The organism is Nonomuraea sp. NPDC049309 (assembly GCF_043196965.1).
Taxonomy (GTDB): domain Bacteria; phylum Actinomycetota; class Actinomycetes; order Streptosporangiales; family Streptosporangiaceae; genus Nonomuraea; species Nonomuraea fastidiosa.
Genome location: NZ_JBICSH010000001.1, coordinates 1,782,875 through 1,800,879, shown reverse-complemented (window position 1 = coordinate 1,800,879; position 18,005 = coordinate 1,782,875). Strand labels below are relative to the sequence as shown.

The window sequence follows — 18,005 nt, the reverse complement described above, 5'->3', positions numbered from 1 at the left end:
GGCGGAGCGCCCGGAAACGGCGAGTGGTCACGCCCGGAAACGGCGAGTGGTCACAAAGCGGCGCCGGAATGGTCCGCGAACGGCGAGCGGTGACCAAGCGGCGGCGAAACATGTCCGGGAACGGCGAGCGGTCAGCAGGGGGCGGCGGAATAGGCGTGCGGGCGGCCGGGTTGCCGCCGTTATGGATGCCAAGAGCCGCGGCCGGGTGCGCGTCGAGCGTACGGCCAAGCGTGTCAGGACCTACCTCGGCGGCCGGGTGGTGGCCGACACCACCTCCGCCCTCCTGGTGTGGGAGGTCCCCTACTATCCCACCTACTACTTTCCGCAGGCCGACGTCGAGGAGTCCGCGCTCAAGCCGACCGGCGCGACCAGGCATTCGCCGAGCCGCGGCGACGCGGTGATCTACGACGTCGTCTCCGGCGCGTCGGAGGCCAAGGACGCCGCCCTCGTCTACCCCGACTCGCCCCTCGAGGAGATCCGGGGCCATGTGCGGTTCGAGTGGGACGCCATGGACGCCTGGTTCGAGGAGGACGAGGAGGTCTTCTTCCACCCGCGCGACCCGTACACGCGGGTGGACATCCTCAGCAGCTCGAGGCACGTCCGCATCGAGGTGGACGGCGTCACCGTGGCCGATTCGCGCAGCCCGCGGCTGCTGTTCGAGACCGGGCTGCCCACCCGCTACTACCTGCCCAAGACCGACGTACGGCTCGACCTGCTGGAGCCCACCGGCACCGTCACGCACTGCCCGTACAAGGGCACGGCCGAGTACTGGTCGGTCAACGGCACGAAGGACCTGGCCTGGTCCTACCGCACGCCGCTGCCCGAGAGCGAGAAGATCGCCGGGCTGATCGCCTTCTACGACGAGAAGGTCGACGTCTACGTGGACGGCGTGCGGCAGGACCGGCCGAAGACCAAGTTCGCCTGATCAGGCGGCCGTGAGCAGGCGGGTCAGCACGCGGGTGCCGAACTCCAGGCCCTCCACCGGCACCCGCTCGTCCTTGCCGTGGAACATGCCGAAGTAGTCGAGGTCGGGGCGGAGCATGAGCGGCGCGAAGCCGTAGCCCTTGATCCCGATCCTGGCGAACGACTTGGCGTCGGTGCCGCCCGCCATCACGTACGGCACCGGCCGCGCCTTCGGGTCCTCGGCCATCAGCGCTCCGGCCAGCTCGTCGAAGAACGGCGACGGGTAGGGCGCGCCCGGGGCGTCCTCCAGGTTGACGAACTCGCGGGTCACCTTCGGGCCGAGCAGGTCGTCGATGACGTCGAGGAACTCCTCCTGCAGCCCCGGCAGGTAGCGCCCGTCCACGTGCGCCTCGGCCGTGGAGGGCACGACGTTCACCTTGTAGCCGGCGTCCAGCATGGTGGGGTTGGCGGAGTTGCGGATCTGGCCCTTGAACAGGTGGCCGAGCGCGCCGAGCCGGGCCGCCTCGGCGTCGAGGCGGTCGAGGTCCACCGGCTGCCCGGTGATCTCGCCGAGGTCCTTGATGAGCGCCGCGACCGGGGGCGTCAGGCGCACCGGCCACTCGTACGACGCCACTCGCGACAGGGCGTGCGCCAGCGTCGCGACCGGGTTGTCGGCCGGCGGGCGGGAGCCGTGACCGGCGACGCCGTGCGCGGTCAGCTTCATCCAGGCGGTGCCGCGCTCGCCCACCGCGATCGGGTAGACGCGGTGCTCGCCCGCGGTGACGCTGAACCCGCCCGACTCGCTGATGGCCTCGCTCACCCCGTCGAACAGCTCGCGGTGCTCGCCCACCGCGTGGCGCGAGCCGTAGTCGCCGGTCGCCTCCTCGTCGGCGAGGAACGCCAGCACCAGGTCGCGCTTGGGCCGCTCGCCGCGCTCGGCCATGCCGAGCACGGTCGCCAGCGTCATGGCGCACGAGCCCTTCATGTCGACCGCGCCCCTGCCGTACACGCAGTCGTCCACGATCTCGCCCGAGAACGGGTGCATGGCCCACTCGGACGGGTCGGCGGGCACCACGTCGAGGTGCCCGTGGATCAGCAGCGCGTCGGACGAGTCGCCGTCGATCCTGGTCACGACCGTGGTCCGCTTGGGCGCCGACTCGAAGACCACCGGCTCCATCCCGGCGTCGGCCAGCAGCGTGGCGACGTACTCGGCGGCCGGTCGTTCTCCGGAGCCGGGATTGGTGGTGTCGAACCTGATCAGGTCCGAGCAGATCTCGGCGACGCTCTTCACGCTCTCCCCTTCAGTGTCAGAGGCGGCACGTCGGGGGTCTCCATGTCGAAGATCAGCCCGTAGAAGGCCAGCTCGGCCTCCAGCGCCGCGACGATGGTCTCTTCCCTGCGCCAGCCGTGCTGTTCTCCAGGGAAGGTGAGCAAGGCCCACTCTTTACCGTGTTTGTCCAGTTCGGCGGTGAACCGCTGGGCCTGGCTCACGTCCACGATCGCGTCCTCGAGACCGTGCAGCATGAGGCACGGGCCCGACGCGCGGGAGGCGTTCAGCAGCGGGGAACGTTCGGTGTAGCGCTGCCGCGTCTCGGGCAGCGGGCCTACCAGGCCGTCCAGATAGCGCGACTCGAAGTCGTGGGTCTCGGCGGCCCAGCTCTCCGGGTCGGTGATCGCGTAGTGCGCGACGCCGCCCGCGAACACGTCGCTGTGCACCAGCGCCGCCACCGTGGTCCAGCCGCCCGCGCTGCCGCCCCTGATGGCGATCCTGTTGGCGTCGGCCACGCCGCGCTCGACCAGCCCGCGCGCCACCTTGGCGCAGTCCTGTACGTCCACCACGCCCCACTGGTGGCGCAGCCGCTCCCGGTAGGCGCGGCCGTACCCGGTCGAGCCGCCGTAGTTCACCACCGCGACGCCGATGCCCCTGCTGGTGAAGTAGGCGATCTCCAGGTCGAGCAGCAGCGGCATGGAGCCGGTGGGGCCGCCGTGCACGAAGATCACATACGGGCCGGGCGCCTGCGCGCCGGACGGCGGGTACAGGTGCGCGTGCACGCCCTCGATCGTCACCGTCTCCGGGGCCGGCAGCAGCGCGCGGTCCGGCAGCGGCTTGGGCGGCGACACCACCTCGTGTGCGCCGTCGTCCAGCCCGACCAGCGTCACCTCGAGCGGCGTGTACGGCGTCCCCTTCACCGCCGCCGCCTTGCCGCCCGCCACCGAGACGGTCGCCGACCAGTGGGTGGCGTCCCCGCCGACCTCGCGCAGCTCGCCCGTCTCCGGGTCGAGCACGCCCAGGCGGCGGTGGTCGGCGGTGCCGTGCACGACGACCAGGCGGCCGTCCTCGGCCACCGCGAACGTGGAAAGGCCCGGCTTCCACATCGCCACGCCGAACTCCGACTCCATCGGGGTCAGGTTGCGGGCGGGGCCGCCGCCGAGCGGCACGAGGTGCACGTTCCACCAGCCGGTCGGGTCGGTCACCGCGTACAGGCTGTCCGCGTCGCGCCACTCCGCCTGTGTCACCGACTCGCTCGGGCCGCCCGCCACCACCTCGTACGGCCCCGCCGTGCCGTCGTCGTGCAACGGCGCGACGCACAGCTCCGTGCCGTCCCAGGGCATGTTCGGGTGGTCCCAGCCGATCCAGGCGACCTTGCGGCCGTCGGGGGAGATGCGCGGGTTCATCAGGAAGTGCTGCGCTTTGACGATGACCCGTACGCCGCCGCCGTCCAGCGGCACCGCCACCAGGTCGCGCTCGTCGTTCGTCTCCCTGACCGCCCACACCTCCGCGCGGCCCGGCGGCAGGTACAGGTCGCCGTAGCGCGACGGGCCCTCGGGCGTGAGCGGCATCGGCGTCCCGCCGTCGTCGAGGCGATAGAGGCGCTGGTCGGACCAGTTCGTGAAGACCAGGCCGCCGCCGGGCAGCGGACGCCAGGAGCGGCCGCCGTACTCGACGAGCCGGTTGCGCGCGTTCCAGCCCTCGGGGAGCGCGTCCGTACGGGTGCCGTCCGGCAGGCGGCGGACCACGCAGCGCCGTCCTCCCTCGTGCGGGCGGGGCTCGTCCCACCACACCTCGACCCCGGCGGATGTGGCCACCGCCTCCACCCATTGGGGTCCGCCGTCGGTTCTGGCCACGTCGATCGGGCTAATGCTCATAACTCACCAATTGCCGTTGGTACTCGGAGGAAGAGGGACGTCTGGGGGGTGCAGCACGTACACGATGCCGCCGCTGCCCGAGCTTCTGAGCCACACGTGCTCGAACGCGGCCCGCGGATAGACCCGCCTGACCTCGTCGTCCGTGGGAGCGGCGGGGTCGTTGACCACGACGTCGCCGCCGGCCGTGAAGCCGGTGACGACCAGGATGTGGCCGTCGGTGCTGTAGCAGGAGCCGGGCAGCTCGTGCGCCTTGAACGACTGCGAGGTGATCACCGGGATGCCGGCCCTGACGAACGGCTCCAGCTCCGCCGCCGATCGCAGCCGGGTCACGAGGCCCCGCAGGCCGTAGCGGCCGGCGTAGGCCACGTTGAACGGCCAGTTGCCGGTGCCCTGGTAGCTCGCGTCGTACGTGCCCGCCGCCGCGTGGTCCACCGCCGGAGCGGGGTCGCCGTCGCCCACCCAGGCCAGCTCGTCCGGCGACGGGCCGCGGCCCCAGTACGCCAGCACCATCGCCACCGAGGCCGGGCTGCACCAGTTGGCGCCGCCGCCGTCGAAGCGCGGGTGGTGGCCCGCGTGCGCATGCTGCGAGTGGCGGGGCACGTCCAGCTCCACCGCGCCGCCGGGGCCGAAGGCGCTCGCTGCCGGCGGGTGGGGCGGCAGGGCCGAGGCCATGACGCCCAGCCCGGTCATCTCGGCGCCCTCGCCGTGCCAGGTCACCCGTACCTGGTAGGCCGTCACCGGGTGCCTGGCCACGAACGTGTCCACCGCGACGTCACCGTCCTCGTCGCCCTGGCCGGGCACCGACGTGCGCGGGTCGCCGTGCTCGGACCAGCGGCCCATGACGTACCACTTGGTCCACTTCTCCGGCTGCGCGGCGGGCCTGGCGCGCAAGACGATCTCGATCCATGAGCCGGGCGGAGTGCGGGCCGTCCACGACGGGATGATCTGGGTGGCGGCGAAGCCGATCGGGTGCTCGTCGCTCGTCCACTCCGCGCTTTCCCGGCTCGCCGGTACGGTGCCTTGCCGCGCCGCCGGGCCTTCCAGGGTCGTCGGTGCGGCGTCGTCCGGGGTCGTCGGTACGGCGAAGCGGGTGAAGGCTACGCGGGCCAGATCGACGGTGAGCACCAGCCACATTGTGGTTTTGTGCGGCAGGTCGCACATCGGATGGTTTACGTACCGGGGATCGCCGGTCCGTGCGTGCCGCGGGCGGCCGGGGCGCCCGGCGGGCGGGGCGTCCTGTGGCCGGCCCGCCGGCCTGGGGACGCAGGACCTGCGCCCCCGGGCCGGTCACAGGTAGAGGCCGGTGGACTCGTCGCCGGGCGTCGGGGTGATCTCGCGGCCGGCGCGCAGCGCGTACAGCTGGGCCAGGGTGGCGCCCGACGGGCCGACGCCCTCGGACGTGCCGAGCCACGCGGTCGCCTCCTCCTTGCTCAGCGGCCCCACCTCGAGCTGCGCCAGGCAGCGGCCGGGGCGGACGACGGCGGGGTGGAGGCGGGCGAGGTCCTCGTTCGTGGTGATCGCGACGAGGACGTCGCGGCCCTGCCCGAGCAGCCCGTCGGTGAGGTTGAGCAGCCGGGAGAGCCCCTGTCCCGCCTGCGCCTTGGCGCCGGAGCTGATGAGCTCGTCGCAGTCTTCGAGCACGAGCAGCCGCCAGCGCTGGGAGTCCTCGTCGGTGTCGTAGCCGACGGCGACCTCCATGAGATAGCCGGGCTCGTTGAACAGCCGCTCGGGGTCGAGCACGCAGTCGACCTGGCACCAGTCGCGCCACTGCTTGGCGAGGGTGCGCAGCAGCGTGGTCTTGCCCGTGCCGGGCTCGCCGTGCAGCAGGATGAGGCGCCCGCTGACGTCCTCCGGCCTGATCGACATGAGCCGGTCGAGCGCGGGGCGGATCTTGGCCGAGTAGTTGCCGCTGATCTCCGACCAGGGCTGCGCCGTGATGGGCTTCTCGGACCGGGTGCCGCCGTGCATGCCGCGCCACCAGAAGCCCATCTCCACGTGATCGGCTTCGGGAAGGGGCTCCTCCGCCCCCTCGATGCTCTCGGCGAGCACGCTCTTGGCGAGGTCCTCGTTGACCGCGGTCACGCTGACCGTCGCCGTCCGGTTGCGGTGGCGCACGACCCGCAGCGTCCAGCCGTCTCCGCAGATGAGCCGCGACTCCGGGCCGTCCTCCACCCGGGCGGTGCGCAGCACCCGGCCGCCGGCGGGGGCGAGCGGGGCGTCGGGGCGCACGCGCTCGAGGTTGGCCAGGCGGGACCACGGCTGCACGCCCGTCGCGAACGGCGACAGCGCCAGCGCGTCGATCACGTCGATGGCGGAGTCGGCGTCGTCGATCCAGATGTTCATCGGGAGCTCAGAGGAGTCCGGGCTGGGGAACGGCACCTCCTTGATCACAGACATACCGTTGATGATCTCCGTCTCGGGGCCGTATGTCGACGAGTTTTCGGCTGGGGACACTGTGTCCCTCTGAGGGTACCCAGCCGGGTCGCGAGGAGGGCGCCGGGCGCGCCAGGCCCTATGGCGTAGGGGATTCGGAGTGCTTCGCCATGCGCGGGCCAACGTCGCCCGGTACCTTGTGACGTCGGGTAAATCAGTGCTTAAGCGGAGGTGTGGGGGAAGTGCCGAAAGTCACGTTCCGCGAGCGGGCGAGGTACTGGTTCGACAACACCATGTCCAAGGGGACCGCCTCGCTCATCGGGTGGCTGGCGATCGTGTCCCTGGCGCTCATCGTGGTCGTGACGGGGTTGACGCTGTGGCTCGCTCCCGGTGAGCCCGACGGTGTGCGGCACGCCGGCGAGATCATGTGGATTGCCCTCATGCACGCGCTGAGCCCGGGCAAGGTGGCCAGCGACGAGGGCTCGGTGGCGTACGTGGGCGTCATGTTCGCCATGTCGCTCGGCGGATTGTTCATCGTCAGCATGCTGGTCGGTCTGCTGTCCAACGGCCTGAAGCAGAAGGTGGACCGGCTGCGCCGAGGGCGCTCGCGGATCGTGGAGTCGGGGCACACGGTGATCCTCGGCTGGTCCGACCAGGTGTTCACGATCATCTCCGAGCTGGCCAAGGCCCAGGCCAGCCAGAAGCACTCCGTCATCTCGATCCTTGCGGAACGTGACAAATTGGAGATGGAGGAGGACATCAGGGAGCGGCTCGGCGACCTCGGCCACACCCGCGTCGTCTGCCGCACGGGACGCCCGACCGAGCCGCGCGACCTGGAGCTGATGAACCTCGCCACCGCCCGCTCCGTCGTCGTGCTCTCGCCCGAGCGCGACGACCCCGACGCCCACGTCATCAAGATCCTGCTCGCGCTGGCCAAGCGCGAGGGCATCCGCCCGCCGGTGGTGGCCGCGCTCACCTCCAGCCGCAACATGGCCGCCGCCCGCCTGGCCGGCGGCGACGACGTGCACCTGGTCGACTCCGACGACACCGCCTCCCGGCTGATCGTGCAGTCCTCCCGCCAGTCCGGCATGTCCGTGGTCTGCATGGACCTGCTGAACTTCGACGGCGGCGAGATCTACCTCCGCACCCCGAAGAAGCTCGTCGGCGTCACCTACGGGGAGGCGCTGCACGCGTACGAGACCGCCTCCGTGATCGGCCTGCGCCGCCCGACCGGCGTCGTGCTCAACCCGCCGTTCGACACCGTCATCAACGCCGACGACCAGGTGATCGTCATCGCCGAGGACGACTCCCACGTCCGGCTGGCCGATGAGGAGCCGCGGATCGATGAGGCGGCGATCGTCGCGACGGAGAAGGCGCCCACCGAGCCCGAGCGCACGCTGCTGCTCAACTGGAACGGCCGCGCCGAGCAGGTCATCCGCTACCTCGACGGCTACGTCGCCCCCGGCTCGGTGCTGGAGGTCGCGACCGACCATCCCAAGGCCGGCATGGATCTCACGGGCCTGCGCAACCTCACCGTCAACGTCAAGGACTGCGCCACCACCGACAGGTTCGAGCTGGAGGCGCTCGGAGTCGGCCTGTTCCAGCACGTCATCGTGCTCTCCGACGACCGCTACGCCCCGCACCACGCCGACACGCGCACGCTCATGACGCTGCTGCAGCTGCGCGACATGCAGAAGACGCTCGGCGAGCACTACTCGATCGTCAGCGAGATGCACGAAGAGAGCAACCGCGCCCTGGCCGAGGTCACCGAGGCCGACGACATCGTGATCAGCGACACGGTCATCGGCCTGCTGCTCGCCCAGCTCGCCGAGAACCGGCACCTCGCGGAGGTGTTCTCCTATCTCTTCGACTCGCGCGGCTCGGAGGTCTACCCGCGCCCGGCCACCGACTACGTCAAGACGGGCGTGGAGGTGTCGTTCTCCACCGTCGTGGAGGCCGCGCGGCGCAGGGGCGAGACCGCCATCGGCTACCGCGACAACAGCGGCAGGAACGATCCGCCGCACTACGGCATCGTCCTCAACCCCGACAAGAGGAAGCCGATCGTGCTGGGCGAGCGCGACTGCGTGATCGTGCTGTCCGGACGCTGATCGCCGCGACGCGAGATTGGGTTACGTTTCTGCCGTGAGGACCATCGACTGGGTGGACGGCGCCGTCGAGATCATCGACCAGACCCTGCTGCCCGACAAGTGCGTGACGCTGCGCATCCACACCGTCGCCGAGTTGGTCGACGCCATCCGGCGGCTGGCGGTGCGCGGTGCGCCGGCGCTCGGCGTGGCGGGGGCGCTCGGCGTCGTGCTGGCCGACGGTGACCCCGGCCAGATCGCCGCGCTGCGCGCCGCCCGGCCCACCGCGGTCAACCTCGCCCGGGGCGTCGACCAGGCGGCCGCCCACCTGAGCGAGGGCCGCGAGGCCGTGCTGGCCGCGGCCCTGCGCGTGCGCGACGACGAGCTGGCCGCGAGCAGGGCCATGGGCGAGCGCGGCGCCGACCTGCTCGAAGGCGACCGCCTGCGCGTCATGACCGTGTGCAACACCGGCGGGCTCGCCGCCGTCGAGCGCGGCACCGCGCTCAGCGTCGTGCAGACGCTCCACGAGCGGGGGCGGCTGGCCGAGGTGCTGGTGCTGGAGACCCGGCCGCTGCTGCAGGGCGCCAGGCTCACCACGTGGGAGCTGGCCAGGATGGGCGCGCCCCACCGCCTCATCGCCGACTCCGCGGGCCCCTACCTGCTGGCGCGGGCCGACGTCGACGCGGTGCTCATCGGCGCCGACCGCATCGCCGCCAACGGCGACACCGCCAACAAGATCGGCTCGTACGCGCTGGCGCTCGGCGCGGAGCGCGCCGGCGTGCCGTTCATCGTGGTCGCGCCCGAGTCCACGATCGACCCCGACACCCCGTCGGGCGACAAGATCGAGATCGAGGACCGCGGGCCCGAAGAGATCGTCTCCATCCGCGGCGTGCGCATCGCCCCCGAGGGCACGCGGGCGCTCAACCCGGCCTTCGACGTGACGCCCCATGACCTCATCACCGCGATCGTGACCGAGCGGCGGGTCATCAGACCGTAAAGGAATATCGGCGATCCCCTGACCGGTTCGCGCCCTCCGGGTTACGCTCAGTTGCCAAGACAGCGATTCTCGGAGCTCACGGTGGCCATCGACCTGGTGTTAAGGCGCGAATGGAACGCCCGCGCCCCGCGCGGCGACTACACACAGCTCGACTCCACCAAAGGAGTCAAGGTTCATTACACGGGCGGCAGGGTCGATGAGGCCATCGTGTCCGACCACGACCGGTGCGTGGCGTTGGTACGTTCCATCCAGGCCTACCACATGGACGGCAACGGCTGGATCGACATCGGCTACAGCTACGTCGCCTGCCCGCACCGCAAGGTGTTCGAGGGCCGGGGCCTGCACCACCTGCCCGCCGCCAACGGCCCCGGGCTGAACGCCGGCCACTACGCCGTGCTCGGCCTGGTCGGCAACGCCGGCCTGGTCCGCCCGCCCGACGGCATGCTGCACGCCATCGTCGACGCCATCGAGTTCGTCCGGCGCAACGGCAGCGCCGGCAAGGAGATCAAGGGCCACCGCGACGGCTACGCCACCGACTGCCCGGGCGAGCCGCTCTACGCCTGGGTGCGGCGCGGCGCGCCCCGCCCGGGCGGCGGCGACGACGAGGGCGGCGCCGCCCCGGTGGCTCCGCCGTTCCCCGGACGGCTGCTCGGCTACCCGCCCGTGATGCGCGGCGAGGACGTGCTCACCTGGCAGGCGCAGATGCGGCGGCGCGGCTGGGAGCTGGACGTGGACGGCGCGTACGGACCGCAGTCGCGCGACATGTGCCGCCGCTTCCAGCGGCAGCAGGGCGTGACCGTGGACGGCATCGTCGGGCCGATCACCTGGCGCCTGACCTGGGAGGGTTAGACCCCGGGGTTACTGGTTTCGGGTGGTTACGCCTACTATCCGAATCATGGAACTGGCAGCGGGGTTCGCTCCCACCTCACGGGACGACTGGCGGGCGCTGGCCGCGGCGGTGCTGCGCAAGTCGGGGATCGAGACGGACTCCCCGGAGCAGGCGCTGTCCAGGACGACGTACGACGGGCTGACCATAGCGCCGCTCTACGACGCCGACGACCTGCCCGGCGACCCGGGACGTCCCGGCGCCGCCCCCTACGTGCGGGGCTCGCGCGTGCGCGGCGGCTGGGACGTGCGGCAGCGGCACGCCGTGCCCGACCCCGATGCCGTGCTCTCCGACCTGGAGAACGGCGTCACCTCGCTCTGGCTGGTCGTCGGCGACGACGCCATCCCGGTGAGCGCGCTCGGCACCGTGCTCAAGGACGTCTACCTGGACCTCGCACCCGTCGTCCTGGAAGCGGGGGAGCAGACCCCCGAGGCCGCCGAGGCCCTGCTCGCGCTGGCCGCCGAGCGCGGCGTCGCGCCGTCGGGAAACCTGGGCGCGTCGGCGGCGCGCGGCACCGGCGGGGCCGAGCTGGCGCGGCGCTGCCTGGAGCGGTACCCGGACCTGCGGGCCGTCACCGTGGACGCCACGCCGTACCACGACGCGGGCGGCAGCGACGCCGAGGAGCTGGCCTGCTCGATCGCGGCGGGCGTCGCCGAGCTGCGCGCGCTCACCGCCGCGGGGCTCAGCGCCGAGCAGGCGCTCGGCCAGATCGAGTTCCGGTACGCCGCCACCGCCGACCAGTTCGCCACCATCGCCAAGCTGCGGGCCGCGCGCCGCCTGTGGGCCAGGGTCGCCGAGGTCTGCGGCGCGCCCGGCGCGGGCGGCCAGCGGCAGCACGCCGTCACCGGCTCGGCCATGATGACCGTCCGCGACCCCTGGGTGAACCTGCTGCGCACCACCCTGGCCTGCTTCGGCGCCGGGGCCGGCGGGGCCGCGGCGATCACCGTGCAGCCGTTCGACGCCTGCCTCGGGCTGCCCGACGGCTTCTCCCGGCGGCTCGCCCGCAACATCCAGTCGCTGCTGCTGGAGGAGTCGGGGCTCGGGCGCGTCATCGACCCGGCGGGCGGCTCCTGGTACGTCGAGCGCCGCACCGACGACCTCGCCTCCGCCGCCTGGTCCTTCTTCCAGGAGATCGAGGCGGCCGGCGGCATCCTGGAGGCGGAGACGCTGATCGCGGAGCGCATCGCCGCCACCCGCGCGCGCCGCGACGACGACATCGCGCACCGCCGCTTCCCCATCACCGGGGTGAGCGAGTTCCCCGACCCGGCCGAGCAGCCGCTGCGCCGCGACGGCGCGCCCGCGCCGCGCGCGTCCGCATCAGGGCTGCCGAGGATCCGCTACGCCGAGCCGTACGAGCGGCTGCGCGACCTCGCCGACGCCCAGCCCGAGCGGCCGAAGGTGTTCCTGGCCACGATCGGCCCGCTGGCCGCCCACAGCGCGCGGGCCACGTTCGCCGCCAACCTGTTCCAGGCCGGGGGCCTCGCCGTCGAGACGTCGGGGCCCGGCACCGACCCCGAGCGGATCGCCGCCGCGTTCGCCGCCGCCGGCACCTCCGTGGCCTGCCTGTGCTCCACCGACCGGCTCTACGAGGAGCACGCCGCCGCCGTGGCCGCCGCGCTGCGCAGGGCCGGTGCGAAGAAGGTGTGGCTGGCCGGGAAGGGACGTCACGAGGGGGTGGACGCGAACCTCTACGCCGGTTGCGACGTGCTGGCCGTGCTCCGCGAGACGTTCGACGACCTGGAGGTGACCCGATGATCCCGGACTTCTCCGGCATCCCGCTCGGCCCCCTGCCCGAGCCCGCGGGGGCCCCCGAGCCGGACGGCGAGGTGTGGGAGACGCCCGAGGGCATCGCGGTCAAGCCGCTCTACACCGCCGCCGACCTGGACGGGCTGGACTTCCTGCGGACCTATCCGGGCGCGCCGCCGTACCTGCGCGGGCCGTACCCCACCATGTACGTCAACCAGCCGTGGACCATCCGCCAGTACGCCGGCTTCTCCACCGCCGAGGACTCCAACGCCTTCTACCGGCGCAACCTGGCGGCCGGGCAGAAGGGCCTGTCGGTGGCGTTCGACCTGGCCACGCACCGCGGCTACGACTCCGACCACCCGCGCGTCGCGGGCGACGTGGGCATGGCGGGGGTCGCGATCGACTCGATCTACGACATGCGGCAGCTCTTCGAGGGCATCCCGCTCGACCGCATGTCGGTGTCCATGACCATGAACGGGGCGGTGCTGCCCGTCCTGGCCCTCTACATCGTGGCGGCGGAGGAGCAGGGCGTCGCGCCCGAGCAGCTCGCGGGGACCATTCAGAACGACATCCTCAAGGAGTTCATGGTCCGCAACACCTACATCTATCCACCGGCCCCCTCGATGCGCATTATTTCGGATATTTTCGCTTATACGAGCGAGAAGATGCCGAAATTCAACTCCATCAGCATCTCCGGCTACCACATCCAGGAAGCCGGCGCCACGCTGGACCTGGAGCTGGCCTACACGCTCGCCGACGGCGTCGAATACCTGCGCGCGGGCATCGCCGCCGGGCTCGACATCGACCGCTTCGCGCCCCGGCTGTCGTTCTTCTGGTGCATCGGCATGAACTTCTTCATGGAGGTCGCCAAGCTGCGCGCCGCCCGGCTGCTGTGGGCCAAGCTCGTCTCGCGATTCGGGGCGAAGAATCCCAAGTCGCTCAGCCTGCGTACGCACAGCCAGACCTCCGGCTGGTCACTGACCGCCCAGGACGTCTTCAACAACGTCGCCCGCACCTGCGTCGAGGCCATGGCCGCCACCCAGGGCCACACGCAGTCGCTGCACACCAACGCGCTCGACGAGGCGCTCGCCCTGCCCAGCGACTTCTCCGCCCGCATCGCCCGCAACACCCAGCTCCTGCTGCAGCAGGAGTCCGGCACCACGCACGTCATCGACCCCTGGGGCGGCTCCTACTACGTCGAACGCCTCACCCACGACCTCGCCGAACGCGCCTGGCGGCACATCCAGGAGGTCGAGGAGGCCGGCGGCATGGCCAAGGCCATCGAGGCGGGGCTGCCCAAGCTGCGCATCGAGGAGGCCGCCGCCCGCACCCAGGCCCGCATCGACTCCGGCAGGCAGCCGGTGATCGGCGTCAACAAGTACCGCGCCGACGAGGACCGCCCCATCGAGGTGCTCAAGGTCGACAACAGCGCCGTACGGGCGAGCCAGCTCGAAAAGCTCGCCAGGCTCAAGGCCGAGCGCGACCCCGACGCCGTGCGCCGCGCACTCGACGCGCTCACCAAGGCCGCCTCGCACCCCGAGCCCGGCCTGGAGCACAACCTGCTCAAGCTCTCCGTGGACGCCGCCCGCGCCAAGGCCACCGTGGGCGAGATCTCCGAGGCCCTGGAGAAGGTCTTCGGGCGGCACGCCGAGCCGGTGCGTACGATCACTGGCGTGTACCGCGATGAGTCAGGCCAGGCCGAGGGCATCGAGCGGGCCCGCCGCGCCTGCGACGCCTTCGCCGAGACCGAGGGGCGCAGGCCGCGCATCCTGATCGCCAAGATGGGGCAGGACGGCCACGACCGCGGCCAGAAGGTGATCGCCACCGCCTTCGCCGACCTCGGCTTCGACGTCGACGTCGGCCCGCTGTTCCAGACCCCTGAGGAGGTCGCCAGGCAGGCGGTCGAGGCCGACGTGCACATCGTCGGCGTCTCGACGCTGGCCGGCGGGCACCTCACGCTCGTGCCCGCGCTGCGCGAGGCGCTCGCCGCGCTCGACGCCTCCGACATCATGATCGTCGTCGGCGGCGTCATCCCGCCCGGCGACGAGGACGCGCTGCGCGCCGCCGGTGCCGCCGCCATCTTCCCGCCCGGCACCGTCATCGCCGACGCCGCCCTGGACCTGCTGGAACAGCTCAGCAAGCGCCAGCGGTGAGAGGGGGCGCGCGAAGCGCCGCCGGCACAAGAAGGCTCGCGGCGCGCCACTCGTCCGCCTGGGGCGCCCTTCCGGACGCGCTCGTGCGGCGCCGGGGAAGGGCGCCGCGCGGCGGCGCGGCCGCCGGGGCGGCAGGGCGACGGATGGCCTCGCTCAGCCGGGCGGCCGGGGGCGTCGGCCGAGGGCTTGAGCGGGGCCGGTGACCTGGGTCGCGTGGGAGGGCCGGTACGGGCGGCTCAGGTGGCGGGCGTCGGCAGGCGCCCCGCTCGCGCATCGGGACTCAGGAGGTGCCCTGCTCGCACATCGGGACCGAGACCGTGCGCTCGACGGCCACCGGCGCGGTGATGCGCAGCGTCACGCGGTGCACGCCGCCGGTGCTGCGCAGGGTGCGGGGCGCGGCGATGTAGCGCTCGCCGTTCGCCGAGATCAGCGCCGAGGAGCGGCCGATCGCGGTGCCGTCGACGAGCCAGGTGTAGGTGAACGACGTCGCCGCGCCGCTGCGCCGTACCAGGGCCTGCAGCGTGACCTGGCCGCCCGACCAGCAGTCGCCGCTCCTAGTGCCGCCCGCCCGCACGTAGACGAGGCTCAGCCGGTTCGCCGAGTTCGACGCGGGCTGCGTCTTGCGGTCGTCGGCCGGCAGGGTGGACGCGGTGACGGCCGGGTCGGCGGTGGACCGCTGGGCGCCGGCGTCCGCCGAGTCCTCGGACGACGACGGCGGCTCGGCCGGCGCGGTGGCGGGCCGGGTGGCCGCGGGCGTGGTGGGGACGTTGCCGGTGGCCGGCACGTTCCCCGTCTTCGGGGTGGGCTCGGTCGGGGTGAGCCAGATGATCGCGGCGGCCAGCACGCACACGGACACGCCGGAGACCGCCGCGATGGCCAGCGTCTTGACCCGGCGCCGCCGCGACGGGCGGGGCGCCGGCTGTTCGTGGCCGCCCGCGCCGTCCCCGGTTCCCTGGTCGCTGTCCTGGCCGTTCGCCGTCTTGCCGCCCGCCTGTCCGCCCGCCGTGCCCTGGCCGACGGCGGCGATGAGGCTGCCCGTCGCGCCGGGCGCGCCCGCGAACCCGCCCGGCGTGGCGCCGAAGCCACCCGATGCGGGGCCACCCGATGCGGGGCCGCCCGAGGTGGGGCCGCCCGAGGTGGGGCCGCCCGAGGTGGGGCCGCCCGAAGTGGGGCCGCGCCCGCTCGCCGCGTCCGCGAAGCCGGGACGTCCGTGCGCCGCCGCGGAGCCGGAGCCCCCTGCGGCCGCGCCCTGTCCGCCCGCCCGGTCGCCGGACCCGGGCCGTGGGGACGCCGGCTCGAAGCCGCGGGCGCCCGCCCTGCCGCCGGAGCCGTCAGGACCGGCGTGGCCGCGGGCCGGCCGCGGACCCGCCGGCGGCGCGTCGAAGGCGACCGGCGCGCCCAGCGGCACGGCGCCCCCTCGCCGATCACGGGTGCCGGCCGGCGGCTCCACCGGCGACGACAGGTCGAACAGCGCCTGCAGCGACGCGGCCGTCCGGCCGTTCTGGGCGCTCACGTCGTGCCCGCCCTGCTCGGGCCCGCGCCGCTCCTCACCCGGGTGCCCGCTCCCATGTGCCTGGACGTCACGGGCCTCGCCGGCCTGGGCCGCGCCCGGACGGCCGGACGGGGCGTCCTGGGCGGAGGGGCCGAGGTCGCGGGTGGTGGCCTCGGCGGGCCTGCGGCGCGGCAGCGGCGGCACGTTCTGCCGGTCGGGCGTGTCGTAGGCGTCGGGGGCGGCGTGCGGCGCGAGGGTGCTCCGGGAGGGCGCCGTCAGCTTCCGCAGCACGTCGCGCATGGACGGCCGCGCGCCCGGGTCCTTGGCCAGGCAGGCGGTGACGACGTCGCGCAGCGGCGGCTCCAGCTCGCCGAGCTCCGGCTCGTCGTGCAGAATGCGGTTGATCACGGCGGGCAGCGCGTCGTCGCCGAACGGCGGCACGCCGGTCGCCGCGAACACGATGACCGAGGCCCACGAGAACACGTCGGCCGCCGCGCCCACCGGCCGCCCGGCGAGCTGCTCGGGCGCCATGTACGCGGGCGTCCCCACGATGTTGCTGGTGGCCTTCATGCCCGAGCCGAGGACCGCGGCGAAGCCGAAGTCCACGATCTTCGCGCCGTCCGGGCCGAGCAGCACGTTGGACGGCGTGAGGTCGCCGTGCACGACCCCTGCCTGGTGGATGGCGTCGAGCGCGGTCGCGGTGGCCGCGGCGAGCCGCTGCAGCTCCGCCCCGCCGCGCCGGCCGGCCTGCTGCAGCGAGGGCCCGTCCACGTACTCGGAGACGATGTACGGCCTGCCGCTGGTCGAGGCGTCGAGCACCCGCGCGAGGCAGAACGGCTCGACCTTGCGCGCGGCGGCGACGGCCGCGGCCAGGCGGTCGTCCACGGCGAGGTCCTCGCGCAGCAGCTTGACGGCGACAGGGGATCCGTTGCGCGCCTGGCCGAGGTAGACGACACCGTGGCCGCCCGCGCCGAGGCGTCCGACCAGCCGGTAGGGCCCCACCGCTGCCGGGTCGCCCTCGCGGAGGGGTTCGACGTTGGGCATGAGGGGAGTGACTCCTGTGACGGCTGTGAAACGAACTCCAGCACCCTACTGGCAAAAGTCAACATTTGTCAGAAGTTAGGCTCATCAACTGCGAAGAAAGGGGTGGTGGGGTGCACGCGCTGGAGGACTACGTCCGGGGCGTACGGGTCGGCTCCCGTACGTGGATCGCCCGCGCGATCACGCTGGTCGAGTCGACCAGGGCCGACCACAACGCGCTCGCGCAGCGGCTGCTCGTCGAGCTCACCCCGCTCACCGGGCACGCCCGCAGGGTGGGCGTGTCCGGCGTGCCGGGTGTGGGGAAGTCCACGTTCATCGACGCGCTCGGCACGAAGCTGACCGGCGAGGGGCACAAGGTCGCCGTGCTGGCCGTGGACCCGTCGTCCACCAGGACGGGCGGCAGCATCCTCGGCGACAAGACCCGCATGGCCCGCCTGGCCGCCGACCCCAACGCCTTCATCAGGCCCTCGCCCACCTCGGGCACCCTCGGCGGCGTGGCCAAGGCCACCAGGGAGGCCATGGTCGTGGTGGAGGCGGCCGGCTTCGACGTCGTCGTGGTGGAGACCGTCGGCGTCGGGCAGTCGGAGACCGCGGTGGCCGGCATGGTGGACACGTTCCTGCTGCTGACCCTGGCCCGCACCGGCGACCAGCTCCAGGGCATCAAGAAGGGCGTGCTGGAGCTGGCCGACGTCATCGCGGTCAACAAGGCCGACGGCGAGTACGCGCTGGCCGCCAAGAAGGCGGCCCGCGAGCTGGCGGGCGCGCTGCGCATGCTGCGTACCGACTCGGCCCCGCCGCCCGTGCTGACCTGCAGCGCGCTGACCGGTGAGGGGCTGGACGAGGTCTGGAAGAAGGTGCTCGACCACCAGGACGGCCTCGACCTGGCCGCCAAGCGGCGCAGCCAGCAGGTGGACTGGACGTGGGCGCTGGTGCGCGACCGGCTGCTCGCCGAGCTGCGCACGCACCCGCGGGTGGCGGAGATCAGCGCCGAGGTCGAACGCGCCGTGCTGGCGGGCGAGCTGACCCCCGCGCTGGCCGCGGAGCGCATTCTGTCCGCATTCACCCGATCCTGATCGGGTAGGGGGAGCAGCTTCGGAACCCCTCAGGTGGAGATACCTCTCCCGGGGATGAGGATTCCCCCTCCGCCCCGCTCCGGCCCGGCGAGACCTTCCTGTGATCCATG

Annotated in this window: 12 protein-coding genes; 7 read left to right on the top strand and 5 right to left on the bottom strand. The window is 72.8% G+C overall.

From position 1 onward, the window contains the following. Nucleotides 1-181 precede the first annotated feature (181 nt). Nucleotides 182-925 (top strand): DUF427 domain-containing protein, encoded by a 744-nt coding sequence (locus tag ACGFIM_RS08110; RefSeq protein WP_393196521.1) that lies wholly within the window; start codon nucleotides 182-184, stop codon nucleotides 923-925. Here ACGFIM_RS08110 and ACGFIM_RS08105 read toward each other — a convergent pair whose 3' ends face one another. From ACGFIM_RS08105 to ACGFIM_RS08090, 4 genes are all read right to left on the bottom strand, one after another. Beyond that, nucleotides 926-2,194 (bottom strand): M20/M25/M40 family metallo-hydrolase, encoded by a 1,269-nt coding sequence (locus tag ACGFIM_RS08105; RefSeq protein WP_393196518.1) that lies wholly within the window; start codon nucleotides 2,192-2,194, stop codon nucleotides 926-928. Continuing rightward, complete coding sequence (locus tag ACGFIM_RS08100) at nucleotides 2,191-4,050, bottom strand: prolyl oligopeptidase family serine peptidase (RefSeq protein WP_393196515.1); 1,860 nt, start codon at nucleotides 4,048-4,050, stop codon at nucleotides 2,191-2,193. The genes ACGFIM_RS08105 and ACGFIM_RS08100 overlap by 4 nt, the downstream gene beginning before the upstream one ends. Nucleotides 4,051-4,053: 3 nt before the next feature. Then, nucleotides 4,054-5,184 (bottom strand): C39 family peptidase, encoded by a 1,131-nt coding sequence (locus tag ACGFIM_RS08095; protein ID WP_393196512.1) that lies wholly within the window; start codon nucleotides 5,182-5,184, stop codon nucleotides 4,054-4,056. A 153-nt stretch (nucleotides 5,185-5,337) separates the two neighbouring features. Continuing rightward, nucleotides 5,338-6,447 (bottom strand): DUF5925 domain-containing protein, encoded by a 1,110-nt coding sequence (locus ACGFIM_RS08090; RefSeq protein ID WP_393196509.1) that lies wholly within the window; start codon nucleotides 6,445-6,447, stop codon nucleotides 5,338-5,340. Between the two features lie 218 nt (nucleotides 6,448-6,665). Between ACGFIM_RS08090 and ACGFIM_RS08085 the strand changes: the two genes are divergently transcribed. From ACGFIM_RS08085 to scpA, 5 genes are all read left to right on the top strand, one after another. Beyond that, on the top strand, nucleotides 6,666-8,531 hold the full coding sequence (locus ACGFIM_RS08085; RefSeq protein WP_393196507.1) for a potassium transporter TrkA: 1,866 nt from the start codon (nucleotides 6,666-6,668) through the stop codon (nucleotides 8,529-8,531). Nucleotides 8,532-8,565: 34 nt separating this feature from the next. Beyond that, nucleotides 8,566-9,504 carry an S-methyl-5-thioribose-1-phosphate isomerase gene (gene mtnA, locus ACGFIM_RS08080; protein WP_393196504.1) on the top strand — a complete coding sequence of 313 codons (939 nt, stop codon included), beginning with the start codon at nucleotides 8,566-8,568 and terminating at the stop codon, nucleotides 9,502-9,504. Nucleotides 9,505-9,585: 81 nt separating this feature from the next. After that, entirely contained in the window at nucleotides 9,586-10,353 is a 768-nt protein-coding gene (locus tag ACGFIM_RS08075) for an N-acetylmuramoyl-L-alanine amidase (RefSeq protein ID WP_393196501.1), read from the top strand. Nucleotides 10,354-10,399: 46 nt separating this feature from the next. After that, on the top strand, nucleotides 10,400-12,145 hold the full coding sequence (locus ACGFIM_RS08070; RefSeq protein WP_393196498.1) for a methylmalonyl-CoA mutase family protein: 1,746 nt from the start codon (nucleotides 10,400-10,402) through the stop codon (nucleotides 12,143-12,145). Continuing rightward, entirely contained in the window at nucleotides 12,142-14,289 is a 2,148-nt protein-coding gene (gene scpA, locus ACGFIM_RS08065; RefSeq protein WP_393196495.1) for a methylmalonyl-CoA mutase, read from the top strand. Before ACGFIM_RS08070 ends, scpA begins: the two co-directional genes overlap by 4 nt. Nucleotides 14,290-14,569: 280 nt before the next feature. On the opposite strand, the gene ACGFIM_RS08060 is transcribed toward scpA, so the two are convergent. After that, on the bottom strand, nucleotides 14,570-16,825 hold the full coding sequence (locus tag ACGFIM_RS08060; protein WP_393196492.1) for a serine/threonine protein kinase: 2,256 nt from the start codon (nucleotides 16,823-16,825) through the stop codon (nucleotides 14,570-14,572). 110 nt (nucleotides 16,826-16,935) lie between these two features. Between ACGFIM_RS08060 and meaB the strand changes: the two genes are divergently transcribed. Further along, nucleotides 16,936-17,895 carry a methylmalonyl Co-A mutase-associated GTPase MeaB gene (meaB, locus tag ACGFIM_RS08055; protein WP_393196489.1) on the top strand — a complete coding sequence of 320 codons (960 nt, stop codon included), beginning with the start codon at nucleotides 16,936-16,938 and terminating at the stop codon, nucleotides 17,893-17,895. The last annotated feature ends 110 nt before the right edge of the window (nucleotides 17,896-18,005 follow it).

Coding starts and splice junctions, on each gene's coding strand:
- ACGFIM_RS08110 (WP_393196521.1), top strand. CDS start 182: ATGGATGCCAAGAGCCGCGGCCGGGTGCGCGTCGAGCGTACGGCCAAG.
- ACGFIM_RS08100 (WP_393196515.1), bottom strand. CDS start 4,050: ATGAGCATTAGCCCGATCGACGTGGCCAGAACCGACGGCGGACCCCAA.
- ACGFIM_RS08095 (WP_393196512.1), bottom strand. CDS start 5,184: ATGTGGCTGGTGCTCACCGTCGATCTGGCCCGCGTAGCCTTCACCCGC.
- ACGFIM_RS08090 (WP_393196509.1), bottom strand. CDS start 6,447: ATGTCTGTGATCAAGGAGGTGCCGTTCCCCAGCCCGGACTCCTCTGAG.
- ACGFIM_RS08070 (WP_393196498.1), top strand. CDS start 10,400: ATGGAACTGGCAGCGGGGTTCGCTCCCACCTCACGGGACGACTGGCGG.
- scpA (WP_393196495.1), top strand. CDS start 12,142: ATGATCCCGGACTTCTCCGGCATCCCGCTCGGCCCCCTGCCCGAGCCC.
- ACGFIM_RS08060 (WP_393196492.1), bottom strand. CDS start 16,825: ATGCCCAACGTCGAACCCCTCCGCGAGGGCGACCCGGCAGCGGTGGGG.